Below are 19,392 nucleotides of genomic sequence, written 5' to 3'. Positions count from 1 at the left end.
GTAAGCGCAGGGATGCGCCGGATAAAATGCCTCATGGCGGGATACAGATCATGGCCGCCATCAATATGTTTCGACGCAGCACCGAACATTCCTCGAGCATACGAGCAGCACCATCACATTGCCAACAATGATACAGGCACGTCAGATTATTCCCGTGCACAAACCCGAAGCTCAGGTGCATGCCCCGATGGGGACACCGATCTTCCCAAGCATGAAGCGTCCGGTTCGGCTCGCGCCAGAGAGCGATCTCTTGCCTAGAAAGACGCGCGGGCGCCACCGCTGCAAGTTCGATATCCATGGCTCGCGCAACGGGGGACCACCTACTCATCTCGAAGATCCGCTTTCCATAGATGTTACGATGCATTCCTGCAGCCCGAGTAGGCACGCGATTTCAAACATACCCAACAGTACCGCATCTCCTTTCAACAGAAAAAAGAGCAGCCATTGCATCACAAAAGCACGCAGCCGATCCGGAATGAAGCGCCCCCTGCACCGAATCCACCTCTAGGCCAAACCATATGCCTCTTCGCGTATGCCGGACATGATCGTTCCTTGAAGACAATGTTTTATATTTTGCCAGACACCACATCCCCGTTAAAGTGTCAGAGACAAGATCACGCCATATAGAGGGCACCAGACTGCATGACCGAAATAGATACCGAAACACTTGCTCAATGGTATTCTTTGGCCATGCTATCAACAATTGAGGCACATCCCGTCATGTTCCTGATTGATGACACCTCCCCGCTGGACGCACTGATCGAGTTCCAGCAGCTTACCTTCCTTCAGGATCGCATCATTCTGGAAAACCAACATCCACACCTGTTATCCCTCGACGGCACCATGGAAATCCCCGCACTGGTGGATCGTGCGTCTGTCGCATACCGAAGGTGGCTCAAAAGTCGTGGTGTGCGTTATGGCGCGCTCGCATGAGCGGCTTTGTCATCACCGGGCGAATACTCGATCCAATCTCCCCGGGCTGCACTTCCCTGACATGGAGTGCTCTGCGAATTGATGACCACGGCATTATTGCAGAGCGCGCAGAAGAAGGCTCCAACGCCTATAACGATCTCTGTAAAAGCCCCGGGACAATTTCCCTGAGCGCAGACAGCATTCTCATGCCCGGCCTTACAGATCTGCACATTCATGCGCCACAATGGCCGCAAGCCGGAAAAGCATTGGACCTACCGTTGGAACAATGGCTGGGAAGATACACGTTCCCGCTGGAATCCCGGTATGCAGATCTGGATTTTGCAGCCTGCGTCTATGATGAACTGGTGCCTACCCTGCTCAGAAACGGGACGACCACAGCTCTGTATTTCGCCACGATCCATGAGGAAGCCAGTCTGGAACTGGCAAAATCCTGCCTGCGCCACGGGCAACGTGGATTTGTGGGGCTGGTTGCCATGGACGACCCACAACTCTGCCCGCCGGAATATCGCAATTCCAGTGCAGCCGCCGCGATAGAAGCAACACGACGTTTCATAACAGCTGTCCAGCAGCTTCCCGGTAACGAAAGCGGCCTTGTCCAACCCGTCATTACGCCTCGCTTCATACCTGCCTGTTCCGACGCCCTTTTGCAGGGACTAGGCGATCTCGCCAGGGAAACAGGCGTCCGGGTGCAGACCCATGCCTCCGAAAGTGACTGGGAACACCAACATGTTCTCAGTCGACTGCATTGCACAGATACTGAAGCCTTGGACTCTTTCGGCCTTCTGCGCCCCTGTACGATTTTGGCGCATTCCAACTTTGTCACTCACCAGGACCGGACGTTGATCCGCAATCGCAGCGCTGGCCTGGCGCATTGTCCAATTTCAAATGCATTCTTCGCGGGCGCTGTACTTCCCGTCCACAAAATACTGGATGAAAATGTCCGGTGTGGCCTCGGCACCGATATCTCAGGCGGTTATTCGCCCTCCATTCTGGAAAATGCACGGCAAGCCGTGCTCGCTGCGCGAATGCTTGATAGCGGAACAGACCCGCATGTTTCTCCCCAATCAAGGGGAGCACCGGGCAACCGCATTGATTTTCAGGAAGCATTCTGGCTTGCCACGCGCGGAGGAGCTGAAGCCCTTGGCGTCCCCACCGGTCAGTTACAGACTGGTATGACATTCGATGCTCTGGAAATTACTAGCGGCCGTAGCTCCCTGCGACTTGACCTTAATGAAAACGGCCCGACTGCAGCACAGAAAATTGTCTGCCATGCGGGGCCCGAAAATATTGCCCGAGTCTGGATAAACGGACGATTAATCCGGAAGGAATAACATGACTGCGCCGCCCACCAGCGCCCTCGATGATACCAAATTTCTGCGTATGGCCTTCGGCGTTGCCCGCAAGGCGCGGGCGGGAGGCGATCATCCTTTTGGCTCCGTCCTCGTAGACGATCAGGGCAATCTTCTCATGGAGCAGGGAAACGGTTTCAGCGCAGAAGGATACGACATGACCGCCCATGCCGAGCGCCTTCTTGCAAGCCGTGCCAGCCGCCAATACGGGGCAGAAAAACTTGCGAGCTGCACATTATACAGCTCCGCCGAACCATGCGCGATGTGCTCTGGCGCCATTTACTGGGCCGGTATTGGGCGCGTGGTCTATGGGCAGTCGGAAGCTAGTCTGAAAACCATGACCGGTGACCACCCGGAAAACCCCACTCTGGACCTACCATGCCGCATCGTATTCGCTGCCGGACAGACGCCGGTAGAGGTTGTAGGGCCGATGCTTGAAGATGAAGCCGCCGCACTCCAGCGCGAATTCTGGAATGCCCAGCACACTCAGGCCTGAATTTACGCTGGAAAACCATAATACCAAATGCTAGACGCTCCATAAATCCAAGCCCGTTCAATACCATCTTGATGACGATCCGGACCTCGCAGCTCCGGGACAGGGCCTCATCGCGACAGGGCGCATACCGCCCTGCAACCGGTATTGAACAAGGACACCGTCATGACGGTCGATCTTCTGATCAGAAATGCATACATTTACGTTGATCGTGATTGGGAAATCGCAGATGGCTGGATTGCCATCGAAGGCGGTCGCATCCATGCGATCGGGAGCCACGCCGAGGAGCCTCCTCCCTCCGTCAAAACCATCTCCGCACATGGTCAACTGATCACGCCGGGGCTGATCAATGCCCATCACCACATGTATCAGAACCTGACGCGTGCCTATGCGCCCGTCACCAATGGTACGCTGTTCGAATGGCTGACAGGCCTCTACCCGCTCTGGGCCGAACTGAATGAAGATTCAGTTTATCTGTCGACATTCATTGCGATGGTCGAACTGCTCATGGGCGGCTGCACAACGTCGATGGACCATATGTATGTCCATCCGAAGCCTTTCCTAATCGATGCACAGTTTAAAGCTGCGCAGGAGATAGGCTTCAGGTTTCACGCGACCCGTGGCTCCATGACACGCTCCGTGAAAGACGGCGGCTTGCCGCCTGTGTCTGTCGTGCAGGATGAAGAAACCATTCTGGAGGACAGCGAGCGCCTTGTAGCAAAATTCCATGACGCATCTGCGGGATCCATGGGGCGCGTAGCCCTCGCGCCCTGCTCGCTATTCAGCGTCTCCGAACGCATCATGACTGAATCAGCACGAATGTCAGAAAAACACGAACTGCGCTTACACACACATCTTGCCGAAGACCCTGACGAAGACACGTATTGCGCCGAAATCTACGGTTGCACGCCCACCGAATATTTCGAACGCGTTGGCTGGGCAAATCATCGCTCGTGGGTCGCCCACTACATTTACCCGTCCAAAGACGAAATCGATCGCCTCGCTCATGCCGGCGTCTGCACAGCACAATGTCCATGCTCCAATATGATGATCGGCGGGGGTTCAGCAGACGCGATGGACATGCGTCGACGCGGCATGAAGGTTGGGCTTGGGTGTGACGGATCTGCATCCACAGATCACGCCTCCATGTGGCTCGAAACGCGCATGGCCCTGCTTCTGGGCCGATACCGCAACGGCCCACACGGCATGACAGCCCGAGACGCATTGGACATGGCAACCCGCGGCGGCGCTGCGTGCCTTGGATGGGAAGATGAAATCGGCCATCTGCGTCCGGGAGCCTGTGCGGATCTAGTCGTGTGGAAAATGTCCGAAATTGCGCTCGCTGGCGCATTAAGTGACCCTATTGAAGCGTGGCTACGCTGCGCTCCAGCGATCGCGGGTACGACCATTGTAAACGGACGAATTCTCGTAGAGGAGGGCGTCCCCCTTATCGCAAACCTAGGGGACATACTGAAAGAACATAGCCAACACGCCCGTCGCATCCAAAAACTCCTCCCGTAGAAAATGAGCAGAAGAAGGCCGTCTTTCAGCTAGTAGGCTAACACGCGACCTTCTTTTTTTTATAAAATCGTTAGATTTAAGAGAAAGATGTCAAAAATACTCCCACAGAGAACAATAAATTGGTTTGAATTCGAAATAAATTACATTTCAAAGCACCCCTCAAAACACCCAAAAATCTATCATTTGATCTAAAATTAAAAACCACCCTGCTTACCAGGTGAAAATTATAAATAAATAGACGCTTCGTGCCGATCTATGACTTCCTTTAGACAAATAAAGGTTCGCGTCCTGGACACTCCAGGAATGCAAACAAGGTAATTACTATATATTTCATTAAATTTATAAATATCTGAAACACGAATTTTTAGAAAATAATCAAATTCTCCTGACACCAAATAACAATCTATCACTATATCAAGCGAAGTTATAGATTTTTCAAAAGAAACCATACTGTCCTTGTCAAGGATATTCAAATTAACCCCAACGATAACAAGCGCACCACGTCCAACTTTAACGGGATCGAGGATAGTACTGAACCGTAATATAATACCTCGCTCGACCAAACGTTGTACGCGACGAAAGCAGGTCGCTGTGCTCAAATGCACAAGGGGAGCGAGATCAGAAACAGGCAAGCGTCCGTTTTCCGCCAGATAGCCCAGAATCGCTTTATCAGTTTTGTCTAATTCTATTGAAGAATTATCCCCCATATATCCTCCCCAAAAAACAAGATTCGTTCATTTTATACCATCTTATAGAATGAAATTTCCATTTTATCCTTATAATCAGATAAGACAATTCATGTCGCTTCCGATATTATTGCGCTTCACAAATTGTAATTACGAGGCAGATATGTCGGGCCAGAAAAAATGTTTGCTCCTTTTTACGTCATATCTGGGTTTGCTGGCCGAGACATCCCCAGCTCATGCAGCTGTGAACCGGCACACCAAACCAAAGCCACATGCTGCCAAGCATGCAGCTTCTGTGCCTCAAAAGCCTTCCACTCCGGAGTCCGTATCCGTAACGGCCAGCCGCTTAACTTCACATGGCATGGAACAGACCATAACCCGAAAGACAATGGATGCGTTTGTCCCAGGGACCAGTCCACTTCAAGTATTATCAGCCACAACACCAGGCGTAAGCTTCGCTTCCGACGATCCATTCGGAATGGATACCTGGGCAAATACATTTTATATTCGCGGGTATACCCAAAGCCAGATCGGCATAACTCTTGATGGCATTCCTCTGGGCGATGGTCAGTTCATTAACGCTAGTGGCCTCGACATCAATCAGGCGGTAATTCAGGACAATATTGGCCATGTCGATATGTCTCAGGGGGGCGGTGCTCTCGACGTGAATTCAATTACCAATCTTGGTGGTGCGCTTCAGTATTATACTGCAGACCCCAGAGATAAAATGGGGGGTGACATATCACAGACATTCGGGAGCAATTCGACGTATCGAACATTTGCGAAATTCGAAAGCGGAATTCTAAATCATACAGGCACCAAATTCTCGGCATCATATGCACGGACAGACGCGGGCAAATGGAAAGGTGTTGGAGATCAGTTCGAGCAGCAGGCGAATTTTAAAATTATCCAACCGCTAGGAACGCGGGGGAAAATCAGCGGATTCTTTAATTATTCAGAATTCGATCAGTATAATTACAGCGACCTTAGCCTAGAGATCATTCAGAAGATGGGGGCAGCGAGTTGATTACTACTATCCAAATTACGCGACTGCCTATCACGCAGCGCAGGGAATTTATCCTGCGGGATATGAAAAACTTTCGGACCCGGCAGATGCCTCATATTACGATGGTGCCCAGAAACAGAGGAATTACCTGACTGGCATTAATTTGCAATATGACCTGACCAGCCGTATGCACTTCAAGAGCGTTCTGTATGATCACCAGTCGGGTGGTAACTATGAGTGGACAAACCCCTATGTGAGCTCGCCTTCTGGCGCTCCTATGATACAGCAGGTTGGGCAAACCTCCGTGACCCGACTAGGTGCAACGGCATCATTACAGTATGATATCGGCCATCATGAAATTCAGTCCGGCGTCTGGTACGAGCATGTTGGATACACTTGGGCGCAGCGCTATTATAGCCAGCCTGTTCTTAGTGAAGGCACCCCACGAAACGCTTTGGGGCCATATAATGATCCATTTACTACTGCCTATGCGATGATGTTCAATACGAACACCTTCCAGTACTACCTGGAAGATGCATATAAAATCTTGCCAAACCTGCGAGCTCATGCAGGCTTCAAATCGATGCTGACAACAACGGCAGGTGGCGCAACGCAGAACGATCCAACATATACGGGTCAAGACACACTTCCGAATGGAAGTTTAACCACTGCCGGCGCATTTTTACCCCACATAAGTTTGAACTGGACATTCTTGCACCATAATGAATTGTTTTTTAATTTTTCAAAAAACCTTCGCGCCTACACTTATAATACGTGGCAGAGCGGAAATGCGTGGGGCGTAAACGAAATGCCACGCAACCTGAAACCAGAGACAACATTCAACTATGAAGTGGGGTACCGCTACAACTCTAAACCACTGACCATTCTTATTAATCTCTATTATATTGACTACCGCAATCGTTTGGCGACCATTACCGTTGGCAGCCTCGTAAACGCGCATAACAGCTATATCAACGTGGGTAATATGAACATGTGGGGCGCTGATGCAGGCGTCACTGTGCGCCCGGTCCAAAACCTCGAGATATTTAACAGTTTCAGCTACAACAAATCGACTTATGGCCGCGATGTGGTCAGTGACGGGGTTAATTACGGTATCGCAGGAAAACTGGAGGCTGGATATCCACAGTGGATATATAAAGCCAACGCATCTTATTCATATAAAGATGCCCGCCTCAACTTTAATGTAAATTATATGAGCCGACGTTATATTTCTTACATGAATGATGCAAATGTTGACGGATACTGGCTCGCGACGCTCTCTGCGAATTACCGTTTTCATCACATCCCTCATCTCGCAATGCTGGAACTTAACCTAGGGATCTACAACCTTTTCAATCAACAATATGTTGGTGGTATTGGTGGTTACTCCCTGTCTGGCGACACACAGCAACTCTTTGCAGGTGCACCACGCCAGTTCTTCGGCTCACTGCACGCACGCTTTTAATACCTTTTATAAAGGCTCCTCTCGCATGACAGCGCGAGGAGCCCAGTCCTCCCCCCTAACCTGCCCCAACTGTTGCAAAGTCATTGTAGACGCTCGAACATCGACCATGGAAACACCCTTCGGGCCGGTCGGGGGCCATATGTGCCTACTTTCCCTCAAGAGATCCTTTTCTCACAAATCATTCTGCATGGAATGAGCAGGGTGCTGAACAGTCACCGTTAGTTCAAGCACTTCAATTATACGTTTTTCTCTATGCTCGTCTGAAGAAAAATAAGCATTTCGCGTTTGAGCAGTAGATACCGTTATTGAGACTGCAAAGCTCTCGTCGCTTCATAAGCGCTAGAGTCTGTGCTTTCTGGAAAAATTATTCGTCCCTTTTCCCTCCGACAGCACGAATATCCACTAAAATGACATGGAAAATCTGAATATTCCCGATCACCTCGGATCGGCAGAATTGGCCATTTTTGAAAATACGAAAGGTAGCATGGTTGTATCCCCATTTGACCCATTCAGCAGCCGCTTTACAAGGGCGTGGTGAAGCCCACATGCATCTGATCGAGCTATGAACACGAGAGAGAATGATATGAAGACATGCCAAATTCTGGGTGTTCCAACTCAGAGCGGGACATCAGAAAGAGGATGCATCATGGGGCCAACCGCCTTCCGCATCGCAGGATTGCCTGAAATCCTGCAGGAACTGGGATGGCAGGTTACAGATGTTGGAGACGCCGTTCCGTCGGAAGCCCCCGTCGTCAGTCATTCCAACCCCGCTGTGCGGAATCTGGATGCGATCATTGCCTGGACCAAAAGCGTTAGCCTCAAGGCTTACGACATGGCCCGCTCATGCGATTTTCCTATATTTTTAGGAGGGGATCACTCAATGTCTGCCGGAACGGTTTCCGGTGTAGCCCGCAGGGCACAGGAAGTGGGCCAGCCGCAATTCGTGCTTTGGTTAGATGCCCATACTGACCTACATACGCTTAACACAACTACCAGCGGCAACCTTCATGGCACGCCTGTTGCCTATTTCACGGGGCAGCCAGGCTTTGAGAACTGCCCCGCGCCTGTGGCTATCGTCGATCCACGCAATGTCTGCATGATGGGAATCCGTTCTGTCGATCAAGCTGAAAAACGCCACGTTGCGGATATCGGTATTACCGTTTTCGACATGCGCGCAATCGACGAACAGGGCATCGTCGCTCCGCTGAACAGTTTTCTAGAGCGCGTCCGGGCAGCTAACGGGCGCCTACATGTCAGTCTGGATGTGGATTTTCTTGACCCTGAAATTGCACCCGCCGTCGGTACGACAGTCTGCGGCGGAGCAACATTTCGCGAAGCTCATCTGATCATGGAAATTCTACATGACAGTGGTCTCGTGACCTCCCTCGATCTGGCAGAACTCAATCCGTTCCTGGATGTACGCGCAAAAACAGCGCACCTCATGACCGACCTTGCCGCAAGCCTTTTCGGGCGCCGCGTTCTGGAGCGCAAAACAAGGACCTACTGACATCTGATCAACCCTGCTGATGCTAAAAAACTGCACGCGAAGATTGGCGAGCCTCTCGTGGAAGGCGATTTTTTACGCGATGCCTCTATGCGGTTGAGCGCCAATTTACACGCTGCAGCTAAACCAGTCGGGCTTCTCCTGTCGGCCTATACCACAGAACGATGCCAATCTGGCGTTAACGCGACTGATCAACATCCAAGTTATTGAAAACGCCGTATCATGGCTCACGACAGATGACATACCATCGGCGTCGTTCGAAACATGATGTCGGCCGCAAGAGGGTCAGGCAGCTGGCTCATGAACTAGTCCACGCGCAAGGTCTTGTCCTGACGTTTGTGAAACACGACGAACGCGGAGCTCTACATTGAGGTGCTGCAGGATGCCCTCACGCGTTATGGTTCCCCGAAAATTTCAATACTAGAAGAGGCACAGTTCACGACATCCCGCTTAACCTCCAGCCTTGAAAAGCGTTAGCCAGAGGGTTCGAAAAACCCTCTGGCTTTGGGTCGTTATCTGTGATTCCATCCTTGGTATGATGACGGAAAGATGGATCATGAAGAGTCCGGCTTTTTTGATATTGAGGAACGTCTGGCCCGTCTGAGCGGGTTTGGTGCTCAGCTTGATGCGTTTTTTCGGACTTTGGGTTTTGAAGTCTTCCGCCCTAATTTGTAGCAAGTTCTGACCTAATTAAGACGGGCGCAAGAGCGGGCGTCCACCGTTTGATCCGGTACTGATGCTCAAGATTTTGGATGCCACGCTGGCGCCCCCTCCCCCCAAAGCAGCGCAATACCAACGCCAAAAGACAGAACTGCGTAAAGAGCGTATTCCACAGTACTGGCTCTGATTAGCAGGCGCAGACTGAGCTGTTCGTCCGACCCGTAGGCATCACCCTGGTCGCAATGAGGATCGGCCTTGCCAATATCGTCTACAATATACGCCGCTATCTCTTCCTGAAGAGGATGAACGCGAGCGGGTAGTAATCCAGTGTGGGAGTCCCAGTCTACTCAAAACGCAATCGAACACTACACAGCAACCAACAATTAGTACGCCAAAAGTTTAAAAATAAGACTCGGACACATCAATCAACGGCTCTTCGCCCCCCCCACTTGCAGTGTCACATCGCCGGACCAACTATCCGAAACCAAGTATGGACCCGCGCTATGAATCTGAAGAGCCATGATCGCTGTGCTTTCAACCGACCGAGAACGAAGCGGTAGCAGTGCACTCCCATTTGTCCAGCGCATGGCACCATTCTCGATATTATTCCATCCAGACAGATCAACGTCCTGCAAATGAGAGATCAGCGTTGTCGTTATGTCAGATTCAAAAAGCTCGATATAACCGACCAACACACCAAGCATACGACGATCATCCACAAAAGGACCGATCACATCACAAGGACGGCTGGCATTGGACAGAATACGAACGGACCTCACGCCAGAAGGGATCTTGAACATGACCCGATCTTTCACCTTGCGGATAGGATGAAGTAGGCGCCCGGTTTCGGTGACAAGGCATAACCCATCTTCGTATGTCAGAAGCGGGGTTTGCGACCCACCCATATGTTCAACGTGATCGGCCCGAGACTGAAAGCTACGAAACAGAGGTTCAACAAAATGACGCGAAACATCGAGTGGGGCCGCCGCATCATCCCAAGTTAAATTACGGCTCTGCCTAATTGAGACAACCGGACCGTTCTGGTCGAAGGCAAGCCTGTTACCGGTATCGAGGTAGCTTTCAGTTAATACGCCATCGGCCATAATGACAGAGTGATCCTCTGTCTCCACATGATAATAATCGTAAGATACTATGCTTTTATCGAAAAAAATAGAACGTCCGTTGACAAGCATGCGCACTGGAACGAACCGACCATCAAGAAATAAACAATGCTCTGATGTAATCAACATATCCTTGTAAGGAACGTTATGCGCGATAGCCCCTTTCAACAGACGCACCGGATAGCCAGCTTCATCATCCGGCAGACGTGAACGAACGACGGCACGCGATTGTCCCACCCACGTCACCGACCTGATAGTGCCCCCTGTTACGTCGTCATCAAAGGCAACAATATGATCGCCGATCTGGATCTCTTCTACCGGAATATCGCCTCTGGACGTACGTATACGGCTTCCTCGGCAAAAGCAGGCCCCTCCAGATACGCTTAGAATGGCAGAGTTGCTTCCGTAAGTCTTCCCAAAACTCTGAGACCCACCACTTCCGGCAACAACTGTATCTGAAAGATTCGGAAGGGCAAAATTCGTGGTACCATTACCGCCGTAAGTTGTGCCCAAAAGAGAAAAAAGTGCCTGATTTTGAGCAATGGGCAGCAGTGCACCATTCGCCAATACCCACCCCTGAGGAATTGAGGTCGCTGATCCTGCATAGGCACGGATTTCGCCCATGACGGGCCCACTATTGCTCCCTGAACTAGGATAAGTACCGCTGACACAGATAATGTAATTTAGTGCGAGCCCGGGAGCACGATTGTCAAAAAACGTACCGCTACCCCCATCAGACACGGGGACATTCGCATTACTCAGTGAGACTGTCTGCTTTCCCACAACAGCCCCCAATTTTAACGTGCTGGATGTCCCGATAATGCTGCGTCCAGTCAGATTAGGCAACGCAAATGTTGCCAGTCCATCTCCGCCATAAGTGGTGCCAATTACCGCATATAACTGGGGGTATTCGGCGATAGGCAGTAATTGCCCAGCCGCCACAAGAAACTGACCACCAGAGATCGTGAATGTTGTCCCTGCAAAAGCGTCAACCTCTCCCACGAATCCCGGCGACGACGAATCACTCGTCACGCGAATGAGATAATTGACGCTCAGAGAAGGTTGAGCGTTATCCACTGACTGACTAACGCCCCCTAATGCCGGCGGCAACTGATCTTCGGTCAGCGTGGTCTGGCTTTCGCCAGTCACCTGTCCCAAATACGCGCTGCTTTGGCTTCCTACTTCTACTTTCCCTGCCAGATCCGGAATATTGAAACTTTTATAATCATCTCCACCATATATCGAGCCAATAGAGGCATACAGCTGTTCGTTGCCCGAAATGGAAAGAAGCTGCCCCTCGCTCTTTAAGGTGACTGACGATAAAATATTGTCAAAAGCAAAGGTTCGGATCATTGCTGTCGGCATATCCGAGGAGCTTTCGGCAGATAGAAAGCTACCGCTAACGACAATCGCCTGCGTTAACGTTATGGTCTGCTGATTATTATCGAATACCCCAGTAGTCATGCAGATATGCGCCTTTGATACTTTTTTCTGTCGTATTTTAAGTGAAAAAAGATCACACTCAAAAATACATCTCTATGAAATTGACTATTCTTAAAAGATATACCTCCAATCTCGACCTCGGCCTCAAAAAAAGCAAGTCGAAACATGAATCTTACCAAAAATGCGACAAAGGGATTTCCTTCATCCGGCAGATCTCTAAAGATGACGCCTGATCATTCTGTTGGGCATTTGTATGGCATACGCTGACTTCTCACCTTCCGATCACAAAACCGTGCCAACCTACACAGTCGATAATCTGATTGCCTCACCGGCCTTCCTTCAACGCCTAAATTTCTGCAACCAGCAACTTCTAGAGATTCACAGGCAAATGCCGAGAGAGGCCCGCTATGTCGCTGATTTATGCCGTGGGTCATGACTCACGGCGCACTTGCATCGAATTTTTCACACAAGATTAATCTGGATCTTCCACCACTCACGGCAACAAACCTTTTCGTGCGGTTGAACATACAGGGATAACCAGTCCCAATACGGTGACGAGTTATCTGAAAGAAATTCATGCACGAGGCTATATCACTTTGCTGCCCAAAGCGGACCGGCGTATGCGGGCCTGTGCCATGACCGAATTTTTTGAAAAAATGTTTTACCTTTATCTTCAGATCAGCCTACAGGGGTTGGATCTGATCGATGGTGCCGGGCGCGCTGACATCGCAAATGCAGATCCACGCATTCTAACCCATATGCACCCGATTTTTGCGCGGCACACGCTCAATGACCCGATCTATTACGCGCGCCCTCCTTCGATTGCCGCCCTGGTCAACACAACGATTGCAATCTCCGTTCTCAACGAAATGACGCGAGCACAGAAAGAGACACGATCGAATATCGATCGCGTCTATGTTGGTCTTGGCACAGAAGCTGAGAGCCGAGGAAGCTTCGAGGACGTACCCACGTTCGATCTTACCATTCCTTTCTTGAGATACAGATCTAATGTTTCCACTAGCTAGAAATTTAGACTGATCCATAAATAAAAATATATCCATAAACAATTTAGAAATTATTTTAACCAATAAAAATTATTAACAGTAAATTCTTGAAAAACGATAGTTATCCGTAAAATTTATTTAAAAATAAAATTTAAATACAATACTCTTGCCTATTTTTATTGCCAACAACCAGAATATTTACCTGAGAATCGCAAAAATTAAGCAATGCGAAATTCAAAATCGCGACTACCCGATTCACCCGGATCGGAAATCAGATTGAAAATCAACAGCAGGACTACATTGCAATTAAGTGAATATTTACGGGTTTTAAGCAAAAATATGTTTTGCTGAAGCTTACGTCAGGTTCTGGTCAGATTGCTTACATATCTCTTTTTTCAGGCCGAAACGACCATGAGAACTGCGACTGCAGAACGTGGAAATTTCGGTCAAGAGGGTAAGTCACACCTTGCTCTCTGATCGCAGATTTTCTGGTGTGGAGAGCAGTATGTCCACCGTTGACAGCTACAACACAACATTTAACCCGACGAACACGAGCACCCTCAACACTTCAGCGGACGGCCAAAACCTGAGCACGGAAACGGCACAGGAAATGGAGCAGGCCCTGATCCAGCTCTTGCAAGAAATGGAAGCCAGCGGCAACGCCTCGAGCACGGGTACGTCCGACACCGGATCCTCGACCCCCACACCTGTTGGAAACACAGGCCTGTCCCTGACCGGAAATCTCAGCGACGACATGAAGACGTTGAAGACGCTCGTCGACATGAACGGCACGAATGGAAACACCCTTCAGCAGTACGCTCAGGCTGTTTCTTCAGAAGCCAGCCAGCAGGGCAACGGCCTCGACTCTTCCGTTGCAGGTAATATCGGACGCAGCCTGTCAGATGGCACCTACGATCAGGGCGGCAGCAGCAATGCCATCAAGCAGGCCCTTCAGGGCAATAGCGTCGATGCGCTGAGCAACAATGTCGACACGATTGCTAATGCCCTCCAATCCGGTAAATCCGGCTCGGATGAGTTCAACAATCTCAATGCCCTCGCCCTCGAAGCCTCGAACGCCGGCAACAACAATCTTGCCGATGTTGCAAAGATGCTAGCCAGCCAAATTCAGTCCGGCACGTTCAACAGCAGCTCTGCTGCATCCGAACTGAAGTCCGCGCAGGGTTGACGCTCGGCATTCTGCCCTGCGCTCTTTTGGGCCACGGGAGAAATGCAGAGCGTGTTCAGACGTTTGTTACAAACGTCACGGTTGTCGGAAGTTCATGTGAGCTTCCGAATGGCGCCAAGAGAAAACGGCGCTGATTTAGTCACCAACAACGTCATGGAGAACAAAATGAGCGGTTCCATCTCTGCCAGCAGCGACTCAACCATGCAGCAGATCATGCAGCAGTCTGAAGCTATGGAAGACCAGAACCTGCAGAAGCAGGAACAGATGTCTGAAATCTCAAACGCCCAGACATTTGCGAACGATTTTGCCCAGACGATGGAAAGCAACGCGAAGTCCGCCTTCACGAAGGACTGATTTCCGCATCGTCGGACATGGCCTGCATGCCGGGGGCAGACCCCGTCGTGCAGGCCATTTTCCGTTTTTATCACCTGGAGGATCTGTCCTCCCAAGCCGGGATGAATAATGCTGGTTGTTCAGAACGGATTGCACAGCGATGCCGTCATGACGTTCGGCACAGAGCCTGTAATCATTGGTTCAGGCCCGGACGCGACAATGGCCCTGCTCGATGATGGCATCGCCGCACAACATCTTTCGATCAGACAACAGTCTGGCAGTGTCTATCTGCTGCAAGCCCTTGCACCGGATGTCGTTGTGAATACGATGTCGCTTCCTTCTGGTGAGAGCACGACCATCACAGGTCCTGCGACACTTCGGCTTGGTCCCGTCTCCCTTCATCTGGGTTTTGATGGCACCATCGCGGCTTCGCCGGAGACGTTTACCTCCGCATCTGAAAACACTATCAGTACAAAACAAAAAACTATTCCCACAATCATGATTATTGGGGGAGTGGCAACAATTCTGATACTTGTCGTGATACAGGCGCTGTCACATTCCGCAACACCCGCCCCCAGAATAGCCAGTGCCTCCCCTTCCCACGCGCCTGATCTGGAAACAGCCTCCCTCCAACAGCCGGCCAGCGATGCTGAACTTGGCCATCTGGTCGTGCAGCAACTAACGCAGCATCACCTACCTGAATTGAAGGTCAGTGCGTCTTCCGGGGTTATCATCGTTGATGGAAGCCTTTCGGCTCAGGAAATGAAAACATTCCGGGACGTCGAAAAATGGTTCGATGCGTCCTTCGGAACGCAGGCTGTGTGGGTTTCGAATGTCTCAATTGCGCCAGTGACTGCGCCGGTTGATGTGCCCATTCAGGCCGTCTGGACAGGAAAAAATCCTAATATTGTCGTGCATTCGCAGCGCTACCGGGTTGGCACTGAAATTGTCACAGGATTGTCTCTTTCAGAGATACGGAAACATACCGTAATAATGCACAAGGGTTTACGACCTGTTAACTTTAAGTATTGATTTGCCTTACCGGCAGATCAGCTGGAGACAGTACAGATGGTTCAGAGAGTCTGGTCCGAAGGCACTGTTCGTCTCGACCGCGCTCTGCAGGAACTGTCACTTCAGCATGACGATAGCCTGCTAAACGCTGAAGTTGCTGCCCTTCGCCAGACACTAGCGCCTGAAAACGCACTCTCCGAAACCATTGATCCGCCCACCGTCATCGGCGCGGTCTACGCCCATATTATGCCGCATCTCCGCAACCCGGCAGTTCTTCTACCACCGCGCAGACAGGAACTTCTGCGACGGCTGGAAGAACAGCTCTCCTCACACTCCAGCCCGGCGCCTGTTGTTCCCGGGGGGATCGAAACGCTCAGACATGAACTGGCAGCCCTGGAGCAGTTGCTCAAGGCATCCAACAGTCTGATCGGCGGCTGAAGTCGTGGAAAGTGATCAACGCGATCTCCTGCTGTCTCTCGCCTATCTCTACATCTGCTGCGGACGCCCCTGGCGGGCTTTGCCCATGCTGCTGCTGGTACTCGCCCAGCGCACGGGTGATCATGAATGTCTGCGGATGCTGGCGCATGTTTATACCGTCATCCGCCGCAGTGAGCTCGCCCTCGTTGTGCTCGACTGTCTCGACAAGCTTGAGACTACCCCCGATGCGGGCAATGCCCTCCTGAGAGCACGGGCGCTGCATCAGCTTGGCCGGCTCGACGAAGCACGCACCTGTTTTGCGCAATATACGCGGCACGCTGCGGCATGAAACATCTCACGCACTTTTTCAGGGTCATGAGCCAGCGGCAGGATCTGGCCCTCGTTCTGGTGCTGGTCTTGACGATAGGCATGCTCATCATGCCGCTGCCCGCAGCCTTCGCGGACGTGCTGATCGGATGCAATCTTAGCCTGTCGGTCCTGCTTCTGATGGTGGCCGTCTATCTTCGTTCGCCGCTGGATCTGACGGCACTTCCCGGCATGATCCTCGTCTCGACCGTGTTCAGGCTGGCGCTTGAAGTCACGGTCACAAGGCTGATCCTGACGACAGCGGATGCCGGAGCAATTGTTGAAACGTTCGGCGAATTTGTCATTGGCGGAAACATCGTCGTCGGTCTGGTGGTCTTCGCGATTGTCACCACGGTCCAGTTCATCGTCGTTACAAAAGGCACCGAACGTGTTGCCGAGGTAGGCGCACGCTTTACCTTAGATGCCATGCCCGGCAAGCAGATGAGCATCGATAGCGATCTGCGGTCGGGAGACATCGACGCGATCGAAGCACGCCGCCGTCGCACGGAACTGGCTAGTGAAAGCGCCCTCCATGGTGCCATGGATGGCGCTCTGAAATTCGTGAAGGGCGATGCAATCGCCGGACTGATCATCATCGTGGTCAATCTGGTCGGGGGGATCGGCATCGGCGTGGCGCAGCACGGCATGGCGATCGGTCAGGCCATGCAGACCTACACGCTGCTGACGGTTGGCGATGCTCTGATCTCGCAGATCCCAGCCCTTTTGCTGTCCATCACGGCAGCTGTCGTAGTAACGCGCGTGGGCGGTCATGGCATGGATCTGGGCCGCGATATGGCGACCCAGCTTACGGCAAACAGCAGCGCCCTGCGCGTGGCGTCAGTCGTTCTTCTGGCAATGGGGCTTATTCCAGGCTTTCCCAAACCCGTCTTCCTCATTCTAGCTGCAATTTTCTTCTGTGGCAGCCGCCCTGACTGGAAAAGCCTGACGAACCGCGTATTCCGACGCTCCGCCCAAACGCATCCCGGCGAGCAGGACGATATCTTCTCCACCGCCTCACCGGCGGGACAGACCGACACGACACTTCAGGAAAATTTCACCCCCCTGATGGCGATCACTCTCAGCCAGAAGCTGAGTGCCATTCTGGACCAAGCACGTTTGAGCCGCCTTCTGGCGCGAGCCAGCATGGAAATTGGCAACGATCTGGGCTTCCAGTTTCCCCCGCCTACCCTCCGTCAGCGCGACGACAGCGGAGATCTGCGGTTTTCAATTGATCTGGAAGACGTCCCCATTGAGGAGCATGAACTACGCAGGGACTTCCTTCTCCTGCATGACGATCCGGTTCATCTGGATCTTGCAGGAATAGAGGGCGAAGAAGGCGTTGCCCTGTTGACCAACGATCCGTCCCTCTGGGTTCCCTCCGCCAGCGAGGGGCGGCTCCGAACAGCAGGGCTCGGGTTCTACGATCATGCCGGGATCATTGCTTTCCGCTTTCGTGCTGCCCTGCGTCGCCATGCCGGGCGTTTCCTTGGGCTTCAGGAAACGCGGCAGATCGTCCAGCGTGTGGAGACACAATATGCCGACCTAACGCGCGAGGCCACAAAATTGGTGCCCGTCCAGCGGCTCGCCGAAGTCCTCAGACGTCTCGTGGAAGAGGACGTGTCGCTGCGCAACATGCGTCTTATTCTCGAAACGCTCGTAGAGTGGGGCGAGACCGAGAACAAAGTGCCAATGCTGGCCGAACACGTCCGGAATGCCCTTTCCCGTCAGATCTGCCACCGTTATGCGACGAACCACAGGGCGATTCCCGCGATCGTGCTATCACAGGCAACGGACCAGTTTCTGCGACAGTCCGTCCGCGAGACGCCTGCCGGCTCGTTTCTGGCATTGGAAGTGGATGCATCCCAAAAGCTTCTGGAGGCCGTCCGCGAGCGTCTGGCCAACGCACCCGGAAAATCCGGCGCGGAAGCGGAAACCACCAAACCCATCATCGTGTGTTCGGTCGACACGCGACGGTTCATCAGAGGATTCCTGATCCGGAACGGCTTCGACAATCCCGTTCTCTCCTATCAGGACCTTGCCGACGAGTTCCCGGTCCATCCCATTGCATCCATCGGAACGGACGTGTTCGGGGGCGATGCTGTCATTGCCAGACAGCAATGATGGATCAACGGATTTTGCAGGAGAAACGCACATGAGACTGATGATCATGTCCCCCGATAGCGGGTATGCAGACGGCCTTGCCAAAAACCTTCAAAGCGCCGGTTTCGGAACAGATGTTTTCACAACGCTCGACGATGCAAACGAGGCTCTGACGGTATCGAATTACAGCCTCGTCCTGCTGGATTCCACAAGTGGCGATGGCGTCTACAGCGTTTGGTGGCAAGCGCGCTGTCGTTGCCGGCGCCATGACGGCGACGAATTCCTCGTGCTCATCGCCAATTGTCAGGAAGAGCGGATCGCAGCTCTCGAAGCGGGAGCAGACGACAGTGTGACACGTGATGTGAGCCCGCGCGAACTGGTCGCGCGGGTTCGCACCATCATGCGCCGTCCCCGCATCCGTTCAGCAGAGCAGCACCAGTTCAGCGACCTCACACTCTGCACCGCCACACGCGAAGTCCGGGTCGGCAATCTCGAGCTCACGCTCCAGCGCCGCGAGACGCTGATCTTGGAATCGCTGATGCGGCGCCGTGGTCACGTCGTCCCCCGCTCCGGGCTCGAACATGACGTCTATGGCGCACAGGCCGAATACTGCCCGAACTCTCTTGAGGTGCGTGTCAGCAGGATTCGGCGGCAACTTGCAAAGGCCCGCTCCCTTGTGACGATCGAATCCGTGCGCGGCGTGGGTTATCGCCTTGCGGCACGGCTCGACAAGGATATGGGACTGACACAGTCGCAGGAACTTACGGCATGATGAGCGGGGACAGTTTTCCAGT

17 protein-coding genes and 2 pseudogenes are annotated in these 19,392 nt (G+C 52.2%); 16 read left to right on the top strand and 3 right to left on the bottom strand.

What is annotated here, in order from left to right; all coding sequences use genetic code 11:
• Nucleotides 1-31: 31 nt before the first annotated feature.
• Nucleotides 32-328 carry a Rieske (2Fe-2S) protein gene (locus tag GWA01_RS00180; protein ID WP_146792875.1) on the bottom strand — a complete coding sequence of 99 codons (297 nt, stop codon included), beginning with the start codon at nt 326-328 and terminating at the stop codon, nt 32-34.
• A 380-nt stretch (nt 329-708) separates the two neighbouring features.
• Here GWA01_RS00180 and GWA01_RS00175 point away from each other — a divergent pair.
• The 4 genes and pseudogenes from GWA01_RS00175 to GWA01_RS00160 form a co-directional block, all read left to right on the top strand.
• Nucleotides 709-933, top strand: a pseudogene (locus GWA01_RS00175) (aromatic ring-hydroxylating dioxygenase subunit alpha); the annotation flags it as partial.
• Nucleotides 930-2,264: an amidohydrolase family protein gene (locus GWA01_RS00170; RefSeq protein ID WP_146792873.1), complete on the top strand. Its 1,335-nt coding sequence runs from the start codon at nt 930-932 to the stop codon at nt 2,262-2,264. The pseudogene GWA01_RS00175 and the gene GWA01_RS00170, both read left to right, overlap by 4 nt.
• Before the next feature lies 1 nt (nt 2,265).
• On the top strand, nt 2,266-2,778 hold the full coding sequence (locus GWA01_RS00165) for a nucleoside deaminase (RefSeq protein ID WP_146792871.1): 513 nt from the start codon (nt 2,266-2,268) through the stop codon (nt 2,776-2,778).
• 162 nt (nt 2,779-2,940) lie between these two features.
• Nucleotides 2,941-4,296 (top strand): 8-oxoguanine deaminase, encoded by a 1,356-nt coding sequence (locus GWA01_RS00160; RefSeq protein WP_146792869.1) that lies wholly within the window; start codon nt 2,941-2,943, stop codon nt 4,294-4,296.
• Nucleotides 4,297-4,520: 224 nt separating this feature from the next.
• On the opposite strand, the gene GWA01_RS00155 is transcribed toward GWA01_RS00160, so the two are convergent.
• The gene (locus GWA01_RS00155) at nt 4,521-5,003 is read right to left on the bottom strand and encodes an Lrp/AsnC family transcriptional regulator (RefSeq protein WP_146792867.1); all 483 of its coding nucleotides are present in this window, start codon (nt 5,001-5,003) and stop codon (nt 4,521-4,523) included.
• A gap of 163 nt (nt 5,004-5,166) precedes the next feature.
• Here GWA01_RS00155 and GWA01_RS13105 point away from each other — a divergent pair, with 163 nt between their 5' ends.
• From GWA01_RS13105 to GWA01_RS13335, 4 genes and pseudogenes are all read left to right on the top strand, one after another.
• The gene (locus GWA01_RS13105) at nt 5,167-6,009 is read left to right on the top strand and encodes a TonB-dependent receptor plug domain-containing protein (RefSeq protein ID WP_228118238.1); all 843 of its coding nucleotides are present in this window, start codon (nt 5,167-5,169) and stop codon (nt 6,007-6,009) included.
• Between the two features lie 46 nt (nt 6,010-6,055).
• Nucleotides 6,056-7,453 (top strand): TonB-dependent receptor, encoded by a 1,398-nt coding sequence (locus GWA01_RS00150; RefSeq protein ID WP_229316035.1) that lies wholly within the window; start codon nt 6,056-6,058, stop codon nt 7,451-7,453.
• Between the two features lie 562 nt (nt 7,454-8,015).
• A complete protein-coding gene (rocF, locus tag GWA01_RS00145) occupies nt 8,016-8,960 on the top strand; it encodes an arginase (protein ID WP_456305985.1) in 945 nt (314 codons plus the stop codon).
• A gap of 546 nt (nt 8,961-9,506) precedes the next feature.
• Nucleotides 9,507-9,708, top strand: a pseudogene (locus tag GWA01_RS13335) (IS5/IS1182 family transposase); the annotation flags it as partial.
• A 334-nt stretch (nt 9,709-10,042) separates the two neighbouring features.
• Here the strand turns inward: GWA01_RS13335 and GWA01_RS00135 are convergent.
• Nucleotides 10,043-12,202, bottom strand: a complete 2,160-nt coding sequence (locus tag GWA01_RS00135) for a tail fiber protein (RefSeq protein ID WP_146792863.1) — start codon at nt 12,200-12,202, stop codon at nt 10,043-10,045.
• 614 nt (nt 12,203-12,816) lie between these two features.
• On the opposite strand from GWA01_RS00135, the gene GWA01_RS00130 reads away from it, so the two are divergent.
• The 8 genes from GWA01_RS00130 to GWA01_RS00095 all read left to right on the top strand — a co-directional run bounded on the left by GWA01_RS00130 (nt 12,817) and on the right by GWA01_RS00095 (nt 19,370).
• Nucleotides 12,817-13,206 carry a hypothetical protein gene (locus tag GWA01_RS00130; RefSeq protein WP_146792862.1) on the top strand — a complete coding sequence of 130 codons (390 nt, stop codon included), beginning with the start codon at nt 12,817-12,819 and terminating at the stop codon, nt 13,204-13,206.
• Nucleotides 13,207-13,690: 484 nt separating this feature from the next.
• Nucleotides 13,691-14,371: a hypothetical protein gene (locus GWA01_RS00125; protein ID WP_146792860.1), complete on the top strand. Its 681-nt coding sequence runs from the start codon at nt 13,691-13,693 to the stop codon at nt 14,369-14,371.
• A 165-nt stretch (nt 14,372-14,536) separates the two neighbouring features.
• On the top strand, nt 14,537-14,725 hold the full coding sequence (locus GWA01_RS00120; RefSeq protein WP_146792858.1) for a hypothetical protein: 189 nt from the start codon (nt 14,537-14,539) through the stop codon (nt 14,723-14,725).
• 108 nt (nt 14,726-14,833) lie between these two features.
• Entirely contained in the window at nt 14,834-15,736 is a 903-nt protein-coding gene (locus GWA01_RS00115) for a SctD/MshK family protein (protein WP_146792857.1), read from the top strand.
• A 36-nt stretch (nt 15,737-15,772) separates the two neighbouring features.
• Nucleotides 15,773-16,153, top strand: a complete 381-nt coding sequence (locus GWA01_RS00110; RefSeq protein ID WP_146792855.1) for a hypothetical protein — start codon at nt 15,773-15,775, stop codon at nt 16,151-16,153.
• 4 nt (nt 16,154-16,157) lie between these two features.
• A complete protein-coding gene (locus GWA01_RS00105) occupies nt 16,158-16,481 on the top strand; it encodes a type III secretion protein (RefSeq protein WP_146792853.1) in 324 nt (107 codons plus the stop codon).
• Nucleotides 16,478-18,619 (top strand): type III secretion system export apparatus subunit SctV, encoded by a 2,142-nt coding sequence (gene sctV, locus GWA01_RS00100; protein WP_146792851.1) that lies wholly within the window; start codon nt 16,478-16,480, stop codon nt 18,617-18,619. The genes GWA01_RS00105 and sctV overlap by 4 nt, the downstream gene beginning before the upstream one ends.
• Before the next feature lie 31 nt (nt 18,620-18,650).
• On the top strand, nt 18,651-19,370 hold the full coding sequence (locus tag GWA01_RS00095; RefSeq protein ID WP_186819407.1) for a winged helix-turn-helix domain-containing protein: 720 nt from the start codon (nt 18,651-18,653) through the stop codon (nt 19,368-19,370).
• Nucleotides 19,371-19,392: the final 22 nt, after the last annotated feature.

The organism is Gluconobacter wancherniae NBRC 103581 (assembly GCF_007988885.1).
GTDB classification, from domain to species: Bacteria; Pseudomonadota; Alphaproteobacteria; order Acetobacterales; family Acetobacteraceae; genus Gluconobacter; species Gluconobacter wancherniae.
The sequence above is the reverse complement of the archived record's forward strand: the minus strand, read 5'-3'. Positions and strand labels throughout refer to the sequence as shown.

Bases quoted from the DNA above. Each gene is read 5' to 3' on its own strand.
- GWA01_RS00170 (WP_146792873.1), top strand. From the start codon at position 930: ATGAGCGGCTTTGTCATCACCGGGCGAATACTCGATCCAATCTCCCCG.
- GWA01_RS00165 (WP_146792871.1), top strand. From the start codon at position 2,266: ATGACTGCGCCGCCCACCAGCGCCCTCGATGATACCAAATTTCTGCGT.
- GWA01_RS00110 (WP_146792855.1), top strand. From the start codon at position 15,773: ATGGTTCAGAGAGTCTGGTCCGAAGGCACTGTTCGTCTCGACCGCGCT.
- GWA01_RS00095 (WP_186819407.1), top strand. From the start codon at position 18,651: ATGAGACTGATGATCATGTCCCCCGATAGCGGGTATGCAGACGGCCTT.
- GWA01_RS00135 (WP_146792863.1), bottom strand. From the start codon at position 12,202: ATGACTACTGGGGTATTCGATAATAATCAGCAGACCATAACGTTAACG.
- GWA01_RS00120 (WP_146792858.1), top strand. From the start codon at position 14,537: ATGAGCGGTTCCATCTCTGCCAGCAGCGACTCAACCATGCAGCAGATC.
- rocF (WP_456305985.1), top strand. From the start codon at position 8,016: ATGAACACGAGAGAGAATGATATGAAGACATGCCAAATTCTGGGTGTT.
- GWA01_RS00160 (WP_146792869.1), top strand. From the start codon at position 2,941: ATGACGGTCGATCTTCTGATCAGAAATGCATACATTTACGTTGATCGT.
- sctV (WP_146792851.1), top strand. From the start codon at position 16,478: ATGAAACATCTCACGCACTTTTTCAGGGTCATGAGCCAGCGGCAGGAT.
- GWA01_RS00130 (WP_146792862.1), top strand. From the start codon at position 12,817: ATGACCGAATTTTTTGAAAAAATGTTTTACCTTTATCTTCAGATCAGC.
- GWA01_RS00155 (WP_146792867.1), bottom strand. From the start codon at position 5,003: ATGGGGGATAATTCTTCAATAGAATTAGACAAAACTGATAAAGCGATT.
- GWA01_RS00125 (WP_146792860.1), top strand. From the start codon at position 13,691: ATGTCCACCGTTGACAGCTACAACACAACATTTAACCCGACGAACACG.
- GWA01_RS00180 (WP_146792875.1), bottom strand. From the start codon at position 328: ATGAGTAGGTGGTCCCCCGTTGCGCGAGCCATGGATATCGAACTTGCA.
- GWA01_RS00115 (WP_146792857.1), top strand. From the start codon at position 14,834: ATGCTGGTTGTTCAGAACGGATTGCACAGCGATGCCGTCATGACGTTC.